This window comes from Cryptosporangium phraense (assembly GCF_006912135.1).
Lineage (GTDB): Bacteria > Actinomycetota > Actinomycetes > Mycobacteriales > Cryptosporangiaceae > Cryptosporangium > Cryptosporangium phraense.
Genome location: NZ_VIRS01000014.1, coordinates 1 through 15583, shown reverse-complemented (window position 1 = coordinate 15583; position 15583 = coordinate 1). Strand labels below are relative to the sequence as shown.

Genomic DNA, 15583 nt, shown 5'->3' with positions numbered 1-15583 from the left:
TGCGTCTCCTCTAGTTGGTCACTACCGTGCCGACGGCGCGCTGCACGGCGTCCGCAATGGAATCGAGCGAGGTGATCACCGAGCGGCCACCGTTCTCGGCGAACCGGCAGGCCGCCTCGACCTTCGGACCCATGGAGCCGGAGGCGAAATGGCCCTCGGCGGCCAGCCGGCGCAGCTCGACGACCCCGATCTCACCCAGCGGGCGCGCCGAAGGCGTGCCCCAGCCGACCACGGCCGCGTCGACGTCGGTGGCGATCACCAGCGTGTCGGCCTTCAGCGTATTCGCCAGCAGAGCCGCACCGAGGTCCTTGTCGATGACCGCCTCGACGCCTCGCAGCCGCCCGTCGGGGTCGCGCACGACCGGGATGCCCCCGCCGCCGTTGCACACCACCGTGTAACCGGCGTCGAGCAGAGTCGCGATCGACGGGGCGTCGAGGATCGCCCGGGGCTCCGGCGAGGCGACGACCCGGCGCCAGCCGCGCTCGCCCCGGTCTTCCCAGCGCTGGCCGTGCTGGATCATCACCGCGGCCTCGGTGCTGCTGAGATAGCGGCCGATCGGCTTGGTGGGGTTCATGAAGCCCGGGTCGTGCGCGTCGACGAGCGCCCGGGTGACGACGGCGGCGACCGGTCCGGCCGCCTCCAGCTCGTTGAGCAGGACGAAACCGACCGTGCCCTGGGTCTGGGCCCCGCACCAGTCCAGCGGCACCGGCGGCACCACGTGGGCCGCCATCTCGTTCTTGACCAGCAGGTTCCCGACCTGGGGACCGTTGCCGTGGGTGAGCACGACCTGCGCCCCACTCGCGATCACCTCGGCGATCGGGCCGGCGGCGCGGCGAATCGCCGCGATCTGGTCCTCCGGCCGGGCCCGCCCGTCCGAGGAGGTCATCGCGTTGCCGCCCAGAGCGATCACGACCCGCATGGGGCGAGCGTAGGAAGTCCGGGGCGCCCGGACATTGTCAACACTCGCCCAAAGGCCACCGATTCGCTGTCAGCCTCCGATACGGCGGTACCTGTCCGTGCGGGCGGCCACCCGTTTCTCCGGCTCGAGCTCCAGCAGACCGACCAGCTCGTGCTCGATCACCCGCCCGAGCCGGGCCAGGAACGCCTCGGGCTCGTCGGCCGCGTCCGGGTGCTCGGCGACGATCCGGTCGACGATCCCGTTGGCCAGCAGGTCGCGGGAGCGCACGCCCTGGGCGGCGGCCATCTCGGGCGCCAGGTCGGTGGTCCGGTGGACGATCGCCGAGGCGCCCTCGGGCGGCAGCGGCGACAGCCAGGCGTGCTCGGCCGCGATCACCCGGTCGGCCGGCAGCAGCGCCAGCGCCCCTCCCCCGGTGCCCTCGCCGAGCAGCACACACAGCGTCGGTGTCGGCAGTTCGATCAGGTCGGCCAGGCAGCGGGCGATCTCGCCGGCCAGCCCACCCTCCTCGGCCTCCCTGGACAGCGCCGCGCCCGGTGTGTCGATGATCGTCACCAGCGGCAACCGCAGCTCCTGGGCCAGCCTCATCCCCCGTCGGGCGGTCCGCAGCGCGCCCGGGTCGAGCGGGCTCTCCGCCGTCTGTCCCCGACGGTCCTGCCCCAGGACGACGGCTGGCGCCGCGCCGAAGCGCGCCAGCGCCAGCCGCATCCCCGATCCGATCTCGCCCTGCTGGGTCCCGTGCAGCGGGATCACCGGCTGAGCCGCGTGCTTCAACAGACGACGGACGCCCGGCCGGTCGACGCGTCGCGAGCGGGTGACGGATTCCCAGGCCGGCACGTCGGCCAGCTCCTCGCGCGGAACGTCGGAGGGGCGGGGCAGGCCGGTCCGGGGCGTGCAGAGGATCTCCAGCGTCCGCGCGGCCAGGTCGGTGACCTGTTCGGGCGGCAGCACCGCGTCCACCAGCCCGTGCCGGAAGAGGTTCTCGCCGGTCTGGACGCCGGCCGGGAACTCGCGCCCGTTGAGCAGCTCGTAGACCCGGGGACCGAGGAACCCGACCAGCGCCTCGGGCTCGGCGACCGTCACGTGGCCGAGCGAGCCCCAGGACGCGAACACTCCCCCGGTGGTGGGGTGCCGCAGGTAGACCAGGTACGGCAGGCCGGCCGCCTTGTGCGCGGTCACCGCCCTGGTCATGTTCGCCATCTGCAGGAACGCGACCGTGCCCTCCTGCATCCGGGTGCCGCCGGACGTGGGGGCGGCGATCAGCGGCAGCCCCTCGCGCGTCGCCCGTTCGACCGCGGCGACCACCCGGCGGGCGGTCGCGACGCCGATCGACCCGGCCAGGAACCGGAACTCCCCGACGACCGCGGCGACCCGCCGTCCCCGGATCCGGCCCGCGCCGGTGAGGACGGCCTCGTCGACGCCGGTCTTCTCGCGGGCGGCGGCCAGCGCCGCCCGGTACTCGTCGTCGGCTCCGGCCGGGTCGGTGACGGCCGCGTCCCACGACTCCCAGCTGTCCTGGTCGAGCGCGCTGTCGATCAGTTCTCGAGCGGAAAGACGGCGTCGGCCCACAGGTCCTCCTCGGCGTCGGAGAGAACCTCGATCATGCACCCGTGATGCTTACCGGAATCGGTTCAGACGGGCCGATGTCACATCCCCTCGTCGCTCTCCAGACGACGTCCGGCCTCTTCCGCCTCCTCGCGGGTCGCGTACCGCGGCTCGGCCAGGTCGTAGAGGAGTTCGTCCTCCTCGTCGCTGATCAACAGCTCTTCCAGATCGACGCCCGGCCCGACGACGTCGTCGGGCTCGAGGGGGGCCGCGGTGTGGTGGACGGTCATGAAGCCGCTGCCGGGCTCAAGCTCGCCCACTTCGAGAGCCGGGAACGTGGCCCCGGAGAGGTGGAAGAGCTCGTAGATCGCCTCGCCGACGCCGGCCACCGGTTCGGCGCCGTGCGGGTCGCCGTCCCAGGAGCGCATCCGGGCCAGCTGGCCGGCCCGGATCAGGGCGTCGGGGTCGGGGATCAGGTAGTCGTAGCGGGCCCGGACGGTCACCGCCATCGGGGGCGTGGTGCCGTGCTCGACGACGTGGTCGTGTTCGTGGTCGTGGTCGTGCTCGTCGTCCTCATCGAAGTCGTCCTCGTCCAGGTCGGCGAAGACGGGACCCCAGCCGGACGTCCCGAAGATGACCTCTTCGTATCGGCGGGCCGAGGTGCGGAGCGCCTCGATCGCGCCCAGCGCGTCCCGGACCGGAGCGTCCGAGTCGACCATGACCGCGGCATGTCGCCGGATGGATTCGGCCAGCACCTCGGCGGCCGCGGCGACATCCTCGTTGGAGAAGGCGTTCGACATGGCGCAGACTCTAGGGCGGCTTCCGCTCCGCGACGAATGGCGCGCCCTATGACCGGCCGAGCGTCAGCTTTCCGAAGCCGCCCACCGACAGGTCGTAGCGGTTCCGGGCCCCGTCCCAGCCGGCCGGTGTCCAGAGGCGACCCGCCTGCACCCCACTGCTCTCGACGCCGTCGACGGTGACCGTCCCGCCGCCGCTGCGGCACGTCAGCCGGGTCGGGACGCCGTTCGGCACGTACACGTTCGCGGTGCCGACGCCCGAGAGCGTGGCCGACGTGTCCCCGGCCGGCGCGGGCAGCCACAGCGAAGCCCGGGACACCCCGGCCGGCACGTTCAGGCTGGTGAGCCGGGATCCGCGCAGATCGGCGTCCACCGCCGACGCCCCGCCCGACAACGTCAGCGTCCACCGGACCCGGCTGCTGAGCGTCAGCTCGAAGTTCGTGCCGCTGCCGGCCACCGTGACGTCGTCCCCGACGACGGTGGCCGACGGTGAGCCGTCGCCGCGCTTGACGACGGCCCTGAGCAGCAGGTCGTCGAGGTCCGCGACCTTCACCCGGACGTTCTCCGCCGACAGGCGGACGTCGAGCGTCGCCGAGGTGCGGTCCTCCAGCGATACCGAGACCGCCTGCAGGTGCTGGAACGTGCCGTCCGCGGGAGCGCAGGCCGCTGCGAGTAACAGCACCAGCAATCCGAGCACGCCCCGTCTCATGGAAACGAGCATGCCCGTCAATTGACGCGCTTACTCCGGATCGGCGACTTGCTGTGGTTCCTCCAGCCATGCCAGGACTGTGTCGGTGTGCTCACCCAGGGTGGGCGGTGCATCGTTGACCGGGCGCCCACCGGCGAAGGGATTCGCATCGAACCGCAGCGGCGGCCCAGGCAGCGTGATCGACCCCAGCACCGAGTGCTCGACGTCCACCATCAACCCCTGCGACCTGGTCTGATCCCACTCGTAGACGCGGTCGAGCGTCCGCACCTCACCGGCCGGGATCCCGATCTCCGCGAGCTTCGGAAGCAGATCAGCCAGGTTCCACCCAGCGAAAACCTGGTCGACCGCGGCGATCACCGCCTCGCGAGCCCGGACCCGCTGCGGGTTCGAGCCGAATTCCGGCCGATCCAGCGACGGGAACGCGGCGATGAAACGACGCCAGAGCGCCTCGCTCCCGACCGAGATCTGCAGCGTGCCGTCCGCGCAGTGGAACAACCCGTAGGGCGCGATCGACGGGTGATGGTTCCCCGACGCGTGCGGCACCTCGTGAGCGACCGTGTACCGCGTCCCCTGGAACGCGTGCACGCCGACGATCGCCGCCAGCAGGCTCGTCCGCACCACCCGTCCGCGGCCGGTCTCGTTCCGCTCGTGCAGCGCCGCCACCACGCCGTACGCGCCGTACATGCCGGCCAGCAGGTCACCGATCGGGACGCCGACCCGCGTCGGCTCGTCGGCCGACGGCCCGGTCAGCGACATCAGACCGGCCTCGCCCTGGGCGATCTGGTCGTACCCGGCCCGCCCGCCCTCGGGCCCGTCGTGCCCGAACCCGGTGATGCTCAGCACCACCAGCCGGGCATTCAACTCGTGCAGCCGGTCAGTGGAGAAGCCCAGCCGGTCGAGCACTCCCGGCCGGAAGTTCTCGACCAGCACGTCGGCCCGAGCGATCAGCTTCCGCAGCGTCTCTTTCCCGAAGTCCGACTTCAGGTCGAGCGTCACCGACTCCTTGTTGCGGTTGCACGACAGGAAGTACGTCGAGATCGAGTCGTCGGGCCCGACGAACGGCGGCCCCCACGACCGGGTGTCGTCGCCGCCGTCCGGGTTCTCGATCTTGATGACGCGGGCGCCGAGATCGCCGAGCATCATCGCCGCGTGCGGCCCGGCCAGCGCTCGGGACAGGTCGACCACGAGCACGCCGTCCAACGGTCCGTTCGATCCCATCGGACCAGGTTAGGAGTCCAGGCCGAACGTCGTGAAGGCGGCTCGGGACGGCAGCCGGTAGGCCTCCCGGCCGGTCAGCGCGTTCAGGATCGTGGCCGCGCGGTGCGCGCCCAGCCCGAGGTCGGGCGTCCCGACGCCGTGCGTGTGCAGTTCCGCGTTCTGGACGTAGAGCCCGCCCGTCACCGCCGGATCCAGAGCCACCCGGTAGTCGCCGTCGATCCGGAACCGCCCGGCGTCGTCGCGGTCGATCGACCACTCCAGCGGGGCCAGGCACAGCGGCGGCCGGGCCGCGTAGCCGGTCGCGGCGATCACGACGTCGGTGCGCAGCGACACGGACCGCTCCTGCAGCAGCTCACGGCACTCCAGCGTGATCCCGTCCGGCCCCCTGGACGCCCCCACGACCTCGACGTTCGGCGACATCGTCAGCGGCACGGTGCCGCCCGCGACCGTCCGGTCGTAGAGCTCGGTGTGGATCGCGTCGATCGTGTCGGCGTCGATCGCCTTGTAGAGCTGCCACTGCGACGGCACGAGCGCGTCGCGTACCGAGGACGGCAGCGACCGGAAGTACCGGGTGTAGTCCGGCGTGAAGTGCTCCAGGCCGAGCTTCGAGTACTCCATCGGCGCGAACGCCGGTGCCTTGGTGAGCCAGCGCAGCCGGTACCCGGCGTCCCGCTGCGACCGGAGCAGGTCGAGCAGCACCTCGGCGCCCGACTGCCCGGACCCGAGGATCGTGACGTCCTGCGCTCCGCGCAGCGACTCCTGGCGGTCGAGGAACTCCGCCGAGTGGAACACCTCCTTGCCCAGCAGCGGACGCAGGACGGCCGGCACGACCGGCTCGGTACCGACGCCCAGCACCGCGTTGCGCGCCCGGACGAACGACGTCTGCGCGGTGTGGACGTCGTAGACCTCGGCGACGAACAGCTGCGCGTCGGCGTCCCATGCGATCGAGTCGACCTGTCGTCCGAACCGGCACGACGGCAGCGACTCGGCCACCCAGCGGCAGTAGTCGTCGTACTCGGCCCGGGGGACGTGGAACCGCTCGGCGAAGTAGAACGGGAACAACCGGTCGCGTTCCTGCAGGTAGGAGAGGAACGACCAGCGGCTGCGCGGATCGACCAGCGTCACCAGGTCGGCGAGGAACGGCACCTGGAGCGTCGCGCCCTCGATCATCATGCCGGGGTGCCAGGAGAAGCCCGGTCGTCCGTCGAAGAAGATCGAGCGGAGACCCGGCAGCGGCTCGGCCAGCGCGGCCAGCGACAGGTTGAACGGCCCGATCCCGATGCCCAGCACGTCGTACGGCTCACTCACCTGCGTACCTCCCAGAGCGGGTTGGGGATCCGGACGTACACCGACTGCGTCTCCACCGGCCCGATCAGCTCGTCGAGCCCGGCGACCCGGGTCAGCAGGTTCGCCTTGCACGGCAGCTCGGGAGCGTCCAGCAGCGTGTTGATGAAGCCGTAGCGGTGCGATTCGAGCGCGGCCACGGCCGCCCGCAGCAGCACGTTCTCCTCGGCGAGCCCGGCCGACCCGATCGCGCCGATCAGCCCGAGCAGGTTGTTCACGCCGACGTAGTAGGTCACCCGCTCGTCGATGACGTCGTCGGGGTTGGTCGCGTCGCTGTCCACGCCGAGGCCGGGCACCAGCGCACGCAGGACGCCGGCCCGGGTCGGCGACAGGTAGTACCCCTGGTTGTCGCGGTACCAGCCGCCGACCGGCCAGCCCGCCGGGTCGAGCGTCACCAGCGTGTTCTGCTGGTGCGCCTCCAGCCCGAGCCCGTGGACGCCGTGCAGCCAGGCCACCGGCGCGATCACCTCGTCCACGTAGCGGCGGACCCACTCGACCGCGACGGCGGCGGCCGGACGTCCGATGGCCAGGCCCTCGATCAGCACGGTCAGCGCCGACCGCTGGTCGTGCAGGTCGGGTCGCTCCGCGACCAGCCCGGCGACGCAGGCCACCCGGGCGTCCGGCCCGAACGGGTTGTCGCGCAGGCTCACCGCCAGCGCGACCTGCCCGGCCGGGTCTTCCGTCGGCAGGGGCACCGCGGCCCAGGCCGGGTCCCCGAGGATCCGGAACCGCGGGTGCTCGGCCGACAACAGCCGGCCGAGGCCGGCCTCCACCAGCCGGTACGCCTCCGCCCCGCGGATCAGTTCCGGTATCAGGTGCTCCCGCCGCGAGTTCGTGATGCGGACGCCCAGCGAGAGCTTGAGCATCAGCCGGGCGTCCGCGCGGTAGAGCGTCCGCACCGACGACGTGGACGACCAGGCCGGGCCGCCCGGGCCGAGGTCGTAGACGCGCCCGTCGCCGATCAGGTCCTGGACGTCGGCCCGGGCCAGCAGCGAGCGGGCCTGGCGGAAGTGGGCCGGGACCAGCGCGGTACCGGCGGGCTGGTGCACGCCCGGGGGCGCGAGCGAGGCGATCAGGTCGAGCGCCGAGGTGCCGGTCGCCGACCCGTGCCGGATCAGCGTCCGGTCGACCGCGAACCAGTGCAGCGGCGCCGCACCGCGCAGCTCGGGAGCGGCGCCGAGCTCGTCGACGTCGGAGAGCCCGGGGCGGCTCTTCGGCGTCGGGTGCAGGGGGTGGCCGGCGACGAGGGCCTGCTCGGCGACCAGGAACGGGGACTCCGGGTCGCCGTTCGGGGTGGCGGCCCGGGCCCGCACGTAGCGGTCGAGCCGGCGGGTGGAGTCGATGACCTGCTCGACGAGGTCGCTCGGGGAGCCGTGCGAGTTGGCCTCGGCCGCCAGCAGAGCGGCCAGCACGGTGGCGTCCACGTTGACGCCGGACGGGAACCGGGCCGGCCCGAACCGGTGCCAGCCGGTCGGCGAGCGGTAGCGCACGTCGGCGGCGACCGTGACGCCGGCGACCTGGAGCGGAATCCGCAGCGTGTCCCCGGCGTGCGCGACCGGGGCGCGGGCCTCGCGCAGCCAGCAGCGCAACAGCGCCTGGACCGCGAGCGAGTTGGCGACGCCCTCGGTCGTGGGCGCGCCGGTTCTCGGGGTCCGGCTCTGGTCGGGGATGTCCCCGAGAAGCCGGTTCAGAATGTCGGGTTCGGTCATCGCACCGCCTTGAGTTCCGCCGCTCCGGCGTCGAGTACGGCCGCGAGCAGCCCGTCGACGTCGGCCTCCGTGGCGTCCGGATTGAGGAGGGTGAGCTTGAGCCACACGCGGCCGTCGATCTCGGTCCGGCCGACGACCGCCCGGCCGGCGGCCAGCAACGCACGGCGCAGCCGGGCGTTGACCTCGTCGGACGCCCGGTAACGGAAGACGACCGTGGTGAGCACCGGGGGTTGGTAGAGCTCGAGGGCGGGCTCGGCCTCGACGGCCGCGGCGGCGTGGTGGGCCAGCGCCGAGCAACGGTCGACGAGCCGGCCGAGGCCGTCGCGGCCCAGCGCCCGGAGGGTGACCGCGATCTTGAGCGCGTCGGGGCGACGGGTCGTGCGCAGCGAGCGGCCGAGCAGGCTCGTGTACCCGGCGTCCTCGTCGTCGGCCGGATTGAGGTACTCGGCGCGGCGGGCGAGCGCGGTGAGGTTGGTGGCCGAGCAGGTGAGGAAGATGCCGGCCGCGACCGGTTGCCAGCCGAGTTTGTGCAGGTCGAGGCCGACGGAGTCGGCTCGTTCGAGGCCGCTGAGCAGTGGCGCCAGGCGCTCGGAGAAGAGGGCTCCCCCGCCGTAGGCGGCATCGACGTGGAGCCAGACCCGGTGCTTTGCCGCCACCTCGGCGATGGCCGGAAGGTCGTCGATCGCGCCGAGGTCGGTGGTACCGGCGGTGGCGACGATCGCGATCGGGTGGTCGGTCGTGGCGGTGAGCGCGCGGTCGAGGGCGTCGGGGTCGAGCCGGTGGTCGCGCCCGGTGTCGACCGGGACGACGGCGTCTTCGCCGAAGCCGAGGAGCCCGGCGGCGCGGTGGACGGAGAAGTGCGTCACCGCGGAGCCGTAGATCCGGTAGCGGCCGGCCGGAAGGCCGGTGCGGACCGCGCCCGGGATCGCTCTCTCCCGGGCCAGCAGGAGCCCGAGCAGGTTCGACTCGGAGCCACCGGTCGTGACGACGCCGCTGGCCGTGGCCGGGTCGAAGCCGGCCAGCGCGGCGAGCTCGGCGATGACGGCGGGTTCGAGCGTGGTGGCGATCGGGGCCTGGTCCCAGGAGTCGAGCGAGGGGTTGAGCGCCGAGGCGGCCAGGTCGGCCGCGACGGCCAGCGCCAACGGGGGCGTGTGCAGATGGGCCGCACACCAGGGGTCGGCCGGATCCACCGACCCGGCCGCGAACACCCGGACGAGCTCCCGCAAGGCTTCGGCCCCGGGAGCACCGCCGAGCGCGTTGCGCCAGGCCGCGTCGAGCACGGCCGGCGTTCCGGCCGGCGCCGGACCGCCTCGGTCGCGGGCGCCGGCGGCCAGGGCATCCAGCGCTACCCGCAGCAACTCGGCGAGCACAGCACTGTCCCGCCCGGCCAGGGCCGCCGATTCAGAGGCGTTCGAAGGCACGTTGGCGCTCCCAGTCCGTGACCGTGTTGGCGAAAGCCGACAGCTCCGCGTCCGCGGCCGCCGCCAGGTGATCGACGACCTCGTCGCCGAACGCGGCCCGCGCCACCGCGCTCTCCCGCCAGAGCCGGGCCGCCGACTCCAGGGTCCGCGGCAGCGGCGAACCGTCAGCGCTCGGCGGGGCCAACGGCAGCGACCGCTCGACGCCGTAGAGGCCCGACGCGACGATCCCCGCCACCACGAGGTACGGGTTCGCGTCCCCACCGGCGATGCGGTGTTCGAGCCGCAGCGACGAGCCCGTCCCCACGACCCGGATCGCCCGGGTCCGGTCGTCGTAGCCCCAGGTGGCCGACGTCGGCGCGAACGCCTCCGGGGCCAGCCGCTTGTACGCGTTGATCGTCGGCGCGCTCAGCAGCGTCAGCTCCGGTGCGCAGGCCAGCACCCCGGCGAGGAAGTGCTCCCCGAACTGGCCCAACGCCGAATCGCCCAGTGAAGGACGGCCATCTTCCCGGAGCGAGAAATGCACGTGGCACGAGTTGCCCTCGCCCGCGTCGTACTTCGGCATGAACGTCAGGGCGCGCCCACTGGCCTCGGCGATCTGCTTCGCGCCCATCTTGTAGAAGACGTGGGCGTCGCAGGCCGACAGCGCCTCCGCGTAGCGGAACACGATCTCGTACTGGCCCGGGTGCACCTCCCCGCGCGCGGACTCCAGGCGCAGCCCGGCCTCGGCCATCCCTCGCAGCAGACGACCGACGAGGTCGTCCATCTCCCCCAGGCCGGTCAGCGCGTAGTCGGAGTTGTGCCTGGACGCGGTGCTCAGCCCGGCGTACCCGGCGGTGAACGCGTCCCGGTACGACTCCGAGAACACCAGGAACTCCAGCTCGGTGCCGACGAACGCGGTCAACCCCTGGGACGCCAGCCGGGCCAGCTGCGAGCGGAGGACCTGGCGGGGCGCCACCGGCACCGGCTCCCCGGAACGGGAGACCGCGTCGGCCAGCACCAGAACGGCCCCGTCCCGCCACGGCAACGGCCGGGCGGTGCCCAGGTCGGGCCGGAGGACCAGGTCACCGTAGGAACCCGCGTACGACGAGAAGGCCCGCAGGTCGACGTCGGCCGAGAGCAGGTAGTCGCACCCGCCGTATCCGGCCGCGGCCACCTCGGCGCGGAAGAAGTCACCGGCCAGCCTGGTCCCCACCAGCCGGCCGTACAGGTCCGGCAGCGCGAGCACCACCTCGGCCGCCTCGGCCAGCGCACTCACCCGTGCACCACCAGCGGGTTCGGCACCGTCCCGGAGACGATCTCGAACTCCTCCTTCTCGGCCCGGTCGTGGAACCCGCCGCCGGTGAGCTGCTCGCGGTTGAGGCAGATCCGCTCGACCCGGTCCGCGGTCAGCCCGTACTCCTTCCGCCGGGCCGCCGCCTCCGGCACCGCCTCGAAGTACTCCTCCACCGCCTCCCGCACCAGGCCCCAGAACTCCGGCTCGGAGATCCCGAGCGGCCCCACCAGCACCGCCAGTGGCCGGAACACCCCGGCGAAGACCGCGGTGACGATCGAGTGCGCCAGCTCCCCCTCCGACCACCGGGGCAGCAGCCGGTCGGCCTCGGGCGGCAACCCCGGGTACACCCGCCCGGGCAGCAGGTTCACGTCCTCGGCGAAGTCCTTGAGCATCGTCCGCACCGGGACGTCGTCCGGCCCGAACACCACGACGGTGTTCTCGCCGTGCGGACAGAACGCCAGGTCGTGGACGTGCAGCGCGTGCAGCGGCGCGGCCAGCACGACACGCAGCAACGTCCGCACCCAGGACACCGCCGAGAGGCCCGACCGTGCGACCAGCTCGGCCACCAGCGCGACCCCGTCGGAGCCGGTCACCAGCAGCGACGCCAGCGACCGGGCCCGCTCGCCGGGCCGCAGATACGTCTCCACCGGCTCGCGCCAGACCGCGGCGAGCAGCTCGTGGTACCGGTACGGCGCGTCCGGGATCCGGTCGAACAGCGGGTGGCGCACCGCGACCGACGCGACCTCACCCAGCAGGTCCACGTGCGACGCCAGGAACGGATCCGACGCCTGCAGCGCGTGCAGCCAGGCCGACACCGCGGGCGCCCCGGCCGTCGGGCCGGCCGGCAGCCCCCGCCAGACCAGCGTGTTCCGGATCAGCAGCGGCACCTTCACGTGGAACTTGGCCGGGTGGTCGACGTTCACCAGCGTGCGCACCGACGCCAGCACCCGGTACCGGTCCGGAGCCTCACCCAGTTCGACGATCCGTCCGTCGGCCAGGTACGGCGCGAACAACGGGCGGACCGCCACGTCCAGATGGAACGGGTGGACCGGGAGCCAGACGTACCCGTCCGGCGCGCGGGACGCGAACGCGGCCGTGGTGTCCGGATCGAGCTCGTCGGCCAGAGAAACCCCCGCGGAGACCCCCAGCGATGGATGCACGGCGATCCAGGTCAACCGGAGCGTGCGGCCCGCCTCGGGCGCGTAGGCCTCGGCGTCGGAGGCGGTGAAGCCGAGCCGGCCCTTGTTGAGGACCATCGCCGGGTGACCGCCCTGGGCCTGCTCGAGATCGACGTACGACGCGTCGGCCAGCCCGGACGCGGTCGGCAGCGACCGCCGGAGCAGCGCGTCGGCCGACCAGGTCGCCACCAGCTCGCGCAGCGCCTCGGCCGTGGTCGGCCCGTCCAGCCCCAACGCCGACCGCGCGTCGACCAGGAACTCCATCGGGTCGGACGCCGGCACGCCGTTGCGCCGGACCGACCCGGGATCGATCCGCCAGCTCTCGAACCCGCCGCGTACCGCGCGGAACGTGTACTCGGCCGCCAGCGAAACGCGGTAGGCACCGTCGCCCAGCGGCTCGGGCGAGAGCATGTCCTCGTAGGACAGCTCGGCCAGCGCACGCACGAGGAGCGCGTGCCCGGCCTCGCGCCAGGCGCGATCAGTGGTTTGCATCCCTAGACACTCCCTCGCACCCACCCCGGTCTGGCAAGGGGTGAGTGCGTTCACTCGCAAGCGCGCAAGGCGTCGGCGAGGCGGTCGAGGACCGCGTCGACTTGGGGCTCGGTGATCGTCAGCGGGGGCAGCAGGCGCAGCACCGCGTCGTGCCGGCCACCCAGTTCAACGAGCAGACCCCGCCGCAGACACTCGGTCCGGACCCGTCCGGCCAGCGCGGACGCGGCCGGGCGGGCGCCGAGGTGGTCCGGCACCCCGTCCGGGTCGACGAGTTCGACGCCGAGCATCAGCCCGCGCCCGCGGACGTCCCCGATCGCCGGGTGGGTCAGCTTCTCCAGACCGTCGCGGAGCCGCGCGCCGTTCGTTGCCGCCGCCGTGGCCAGGTCGTTCTCCCGGACGAACCGGAGCGTGGCCGCTCCCGCGGCCATCGCGAGGACGTTCCCGCGGAACGTCCCGGCGTGCGCGCCGGGCTCCCACACGTCGAGGTCCTCGCGGTAGAGGACGACCGCGAGCGGCAGTCCGCCGCCGATCGCCTTCGAGGCCACGACGACGTCCGGCCGGATGCCGGCCCGCTCGTGCGCCCACATGGTCCCGGTGCGGCCGACGCCGGTCTGGATCTCGTCCACCACCAGGGGGACGCCGTGCTGCTGGGTGAGCGTGCGCAGACGGCGCAGCCAGTCGTCCGGAGCGGGGATCACCCCGCCCTCGCCCTGCACGGGTTCGACCAGCATCGCGGCCGGGAGCGGCACGCCGCTGTTGGGGTCGTCGAGCAGGCGTTCCGCATAGGCGGCCGACGCGTGTTCGCCGGCGACCCCGCCGAGGCCGAGCGGGCACCGGTAGGGGTACGGGAACGGCAGCCGGACGACGTCGAGGTTCGTCCCGGTGCGCGCGGCCACGCCCCCGGACGCGGACATCGCGGCCAGCGTCATGCCGTGGTAGGCGCCGGTGAACGCGGCGACCGAGGTCCGGCCGGTGGCGGTCTGGGCGAGCTTGATCGCCGCCTCGACCGCGTCGGTGCCGGCCGGGCCGCAGAACTGGATCTTGTAGCCGGTGTCCGGCAGCGTTGCGAACAGCTCGGTGACGAACTCGTCCTTCTCCGGTGTCGACAAGTCGAGCGTGTGCAGCGGCCGGCCGGAGTCGACCGTCCGCCGGATCGCGTCGACGACGACCGGGTGGTTGTGCCCGAGCGCGAGCGTGCCCGCTCCGGACAGACAGTCCAGATAGGTCCGGCCGTCCGCGGCGTGGATCGTCATGCCTTCGCCGCGGACCGGGACGATCGGGAAGTGTCTCGCGTACGTCCGGGCCGAGGACTCCCGGGCGGCTTGGCGGGCGAGTATTCCGTCGACCTGGCTGAGCACGGTCATGGTGGGGGGACTCCCCTGAGGTCGATGTGGACTTAGGCTTGCCTAACCTCAGCGGAAGTTCGTCAGGTCGTCAACTCGGCTCGCCGGACGCGGTCTCAGGGTCGGACCGTCCGGGCGGATCAGCGCGGTTCGCCAGGCCGGCGGCTGGCCGAGGAACGCGGGCATCGCGAACTCGAACCCGTAGGCCCCGGCGTTCGGGAAGATCAGCAGGTCACCGGCCCGCACCGACTCGACCGTGACCTCGCGCGCGAGCACGTCCTCGGGGGTGCACAGCTCACCGGAGACCATGACCGGCACGCGCTCGGCCGACGGGCGGGGCAGGCCGACCGGCCAGTCGTCCACCGGCAGCACCGCGAAGTTGTGCCGGATCTCCCAGGAGGTGGGGAGCTGGAAGTGGTTGATGCCGCCGCGGACCACGACGAACACCTCGCCGTAGGAGTGCTTCACGTCCACGACCTCGGTCGCGTACCAGCCGATCGGTCCGGTCATCCAGCGGCCGGGTTCGAGGACGAGCTCGACGTCCCCCAGGTCGGGCAGGGCGGCTCCGAAGGCCGCGACGTCGAACTCGGGCCCGGGTTCGAACGGGATCCCGAGCCCGCCACCGACGTCGATCGTCCGCAGGTGGAGGCCGTGCTCGTCCGCGGTGCGGACAGACCAGTCCACGACCCCGCGGACGTAGTCCGCGTGGCGGGAGGCGTCCATGTTGCCGCTCACCGCGTGCAGGTGAAAGCCACTGAAGCGGACGCCCGGCAGCGAGCCGAGCGCGCGCAGGACCCGGGGGATCTCGGGCTCGGGGATGCCGAACGGGCTGGGCAGGCCGCCCATCGTGAGGCCGTGGGTGTGTTCGATCCGGAGTGGGCTCGTTCGCGGGTTGACCCGGAGGGCGACCGGGACCTCGCGGCCGGGGGCGTGACGTCCGGCGGCGACGGCGGCGCGCGAGAGGCGGTGCAGTTCGAGCAGGCTCTCGACGTTGACCGTGAGCGCGCCGTCGGGGATCTCCGGGCCGAGGAGGCCGGCCAGCATCGCCGGGTTCTTGGCCGGGCCGGACGCGACGAGTCGGGGCGTCGTTCCGGCTTTGAGGGCGGCGGCGACGGCGAGGCGGGCTTCGGAGACGCTCGCGACCTCGAAGCCGTGGATCCGCTCGGCGAGGGCGGCGAGCAGCGGGGGGTACGAGTTGGCCTTGACCGCGAAGCACACCGTCGCGGTGCCGGGGAGGGCGTCGACGAGGGCGGTGGCTCGGGTCTGGGCGGCGGCGAGGTCGTAGAGGTAGCCGCCGACCGGTTCGCCGGACCCGCGGGAGGCGAGGGCGGCGGCGCGGACGGTCGTCGGGACGGCGTCGATCGGTAGGGCGGGGGCACCCGCGAACGACCGGGGCAGTTCCACCGTTGTCCTTCCGTCGGTCTCTCGTTCGGGAGGCTACGCGAACAACGACAGTTCGGACGTCCCGGCGTTGTGCGTGCGGGAGTGAGTCAGGATGGTGGAGTGAGCACGAGTAACGCCGAAGAGCCGAGGTGCGGCGCGGCGACCCGATCGGGCCGGCCGTGCCGGAACCGAGTCCCTCACGAAGGCGACCGCTGCTCCCTGCACCAGGGAGCCCCGTCGATAGCCCCGGAGCCC

Annotated in this window: 12 protein-coding genes; all 12 read right to left on the bottom strand. The window is 73.0% G+C overall.

What is annotated here, in order from left to right:
- Nucleotides 1-10: 10 nt before the first annotated feature.
- Nucleotides 11-919, bottom strand: a complete 909-nt coding sequence (locus FL583_RS19975; RefSeq protein ID WP_142706218.1) for a carbamate kinase — start codon at nt 917-919, stop codon at nt 11-13.
- A gap of 69 nt (nt 920-988) precedes the next feature.
- The gene (locus tag FL583_RS19970) at nt 989-2485 is read right to left on the bottom strand and encodes a carboxyl transferase domain-containing protein (RefSeq protein ID WP_142706217.1); all 1497 of its coding nucleotides are present in this window, start codon (nt 2483-2485) and stop codon (nt 989-991) included.
- Between the two features lie 77 nt (nt 2486-2562).
- Nucleotides 2563-3261 (bottom strand): hypothetical protein, encoded by a 699-nt coding sequence (locus FL583_RS19965; protein WP_142706216.1) that lies wholly within the window; start codon nt 3259-3261, stop codon nt 2563-2565.
- A 46-nt stretch (nt 3262-3307) separates the two neighbouring features.
- Nucleotides 3308-3967, bottom strand: coding sequence for a hypothetical protein (locus FL583_RS19960; protein ID WP_142706215.1), 660 nt, complete (start codon nt 3965-3967; stop codon nt 3308-3310).
- 30 nt (nt 3968-3997) lie between these two features.
- A complete protein-coding gene (locus FL583_RS19955) occupies nt 3998-5185 on the bottom strand; it encodes a CaiB/BaiF CoA transferase family protein (protein ID WP_142706214.1) in 1188 nt (395 codons plus the stop codon).
- A 9-nt stretch (nt 5186-5194) separates the two neighbouring features.
- Complete coding sequence (locus FL583_RS19950) at nt 5195-6493, bottom strand: lysine N(6)-hydroxylase/L-ornithine N(5)-oxygenase family protein (RefSeq protein ID WP_142706213.1); 1299 nt, start codon at nt 6491-6493, stop codon at nt 5195-5197.
- Nucleotides 6490-8238 (bottom strand): IucA/IucC family protein, encoded by a 1749-nt coding sequence (locus FL583_RS19945; RefSeq protein ID WP_142706212.1) that lies wholly within the window; start codon nt 8236-8238, stop codon nt 6490-6492. Before FL583_RS19945 ends, FL583_RS19950 begins: the two co-directional genes overlap by 4 nt.
- On the bottom strand, nt 8235-9659 hold the full coding sequence (locus FL583_RS19940) for a pyridoxal phosphate-dependent decarboxylase family protein (RefSeq protein WP_142706211.1): 1425 nt from the start codon (nt 9657-9659) through the stop codon (nt 8235-8237). Before FL583_RS19940 ends, FL583_RS19945 begins: the two co-directional genes overlap by 4 nt.
- Complete coding sequence (locus tag FL583_RS19935; RefSeq protein ID WP_142706210.1) at nt 9640-10914, bottom strand: glutamine synthetase family protein; 1275 nt, start codon at nt 10912-10914, stop codon at nt 9640-9642. The genes FL583_RS19940 and FL583_RS19935 overlap by 20 nt, the downstream gene beginning before the upstream one ends.
- The gene (locus FL583_RS19930; protein WP_142706209.1) at nt 10911-12602 is read right to left on the bottom strand and encodes an IucA/IucC family protein; all 1692 of its coding nucleotides are present in this window, start codon (nt 12600-12602) and stop codon (nt 10911-10913) included. The genes FL583_RS19935 and FL583_RS19930 overlap by 4 nt, the downstream gene beginning before the upstream one ends.
- A 50-nt stretch (nt 12603-12652) precedes the next feature.
- Nucleotides 12653-13966: a diaminobutyrate--2-oxoglutarate transaminase family protein gene (locus tag FL583_RS19925; RefSeq protein ID WP_142706208.1), complete on the bottom strand. Its 1314-nt coding sequence runs from the start codon at nt 13964-13966 to the stop codon at nt 12653-12655.
- Between the two features lie 48 nt (nt 13967-14014).
- Nucleotides 14015-15349 (bottom strand): alanine racemase, encoded by a 1335-nt coding sequence (locus FL583_RS19920; RefSeq protein ID WP_142706207.1) that lies wholly within the window; start codon nt 15347-15349, stop codon nt 14015-14017.
- Between the last annotated feature and the right edge of the window lie 234 nt (nt 15350-15583).

Excerpts from the sequence above, each read along its gene's own strand:
- FL583_RS19975 (WP_142706218.1), bottom strand. The coding sequence starts at position 919 with ATGCGGGTCGTGATCGCTCTGGGCGGCAACGCGATGACCTCCTCGGAC.
- FL583_RS19965 (WP_142706216.1), bottom strand. The coding sequence starts at position 3,261 with ATGTCGAACGCCTTCTCCAACGAGGATGTCGCCGCGGCCGCCGAGGTG.
- FL583_RS19960 (WP_142706215.1), bottom strand. The coding sequence starts at position 3,967 with ATGAGACGGGGCGTGCTCGGATTGCTGGTGCTGTTACTCGCAGCGGCC.
- FL583_RS19955 (WP_142706214.1), bottom strand. The coding sequence starts at position 5,185 with ATGGGATCGAACGGACCGTTGGACGGCGTGCTCGTGGTCGACCTGTCC.
- FL583_RS19945 (WP_142706212.1), bottom strand. The coding sequence starts at position 8,238 with ATGACCGAACCCGACATTCTGAACCGGCTTCTCGGGGACATCCCCGAC.
- FL583_RS19930 (WP_142706209.1), bottom strand. The coding sequence starts at position 12,602 with ATGCAAACCACTGATCGCGCCTGGCGCGAGGCCGGGCACGCGCTCCTC.
- FL583_RS19925 (WP_142706208.1), bottom strand. The coding sequence starts at position 13,966 with ATGACCGTGCTCAGCCAGGTCGACGGAATACTCGCCCGCCAAGCCGCC.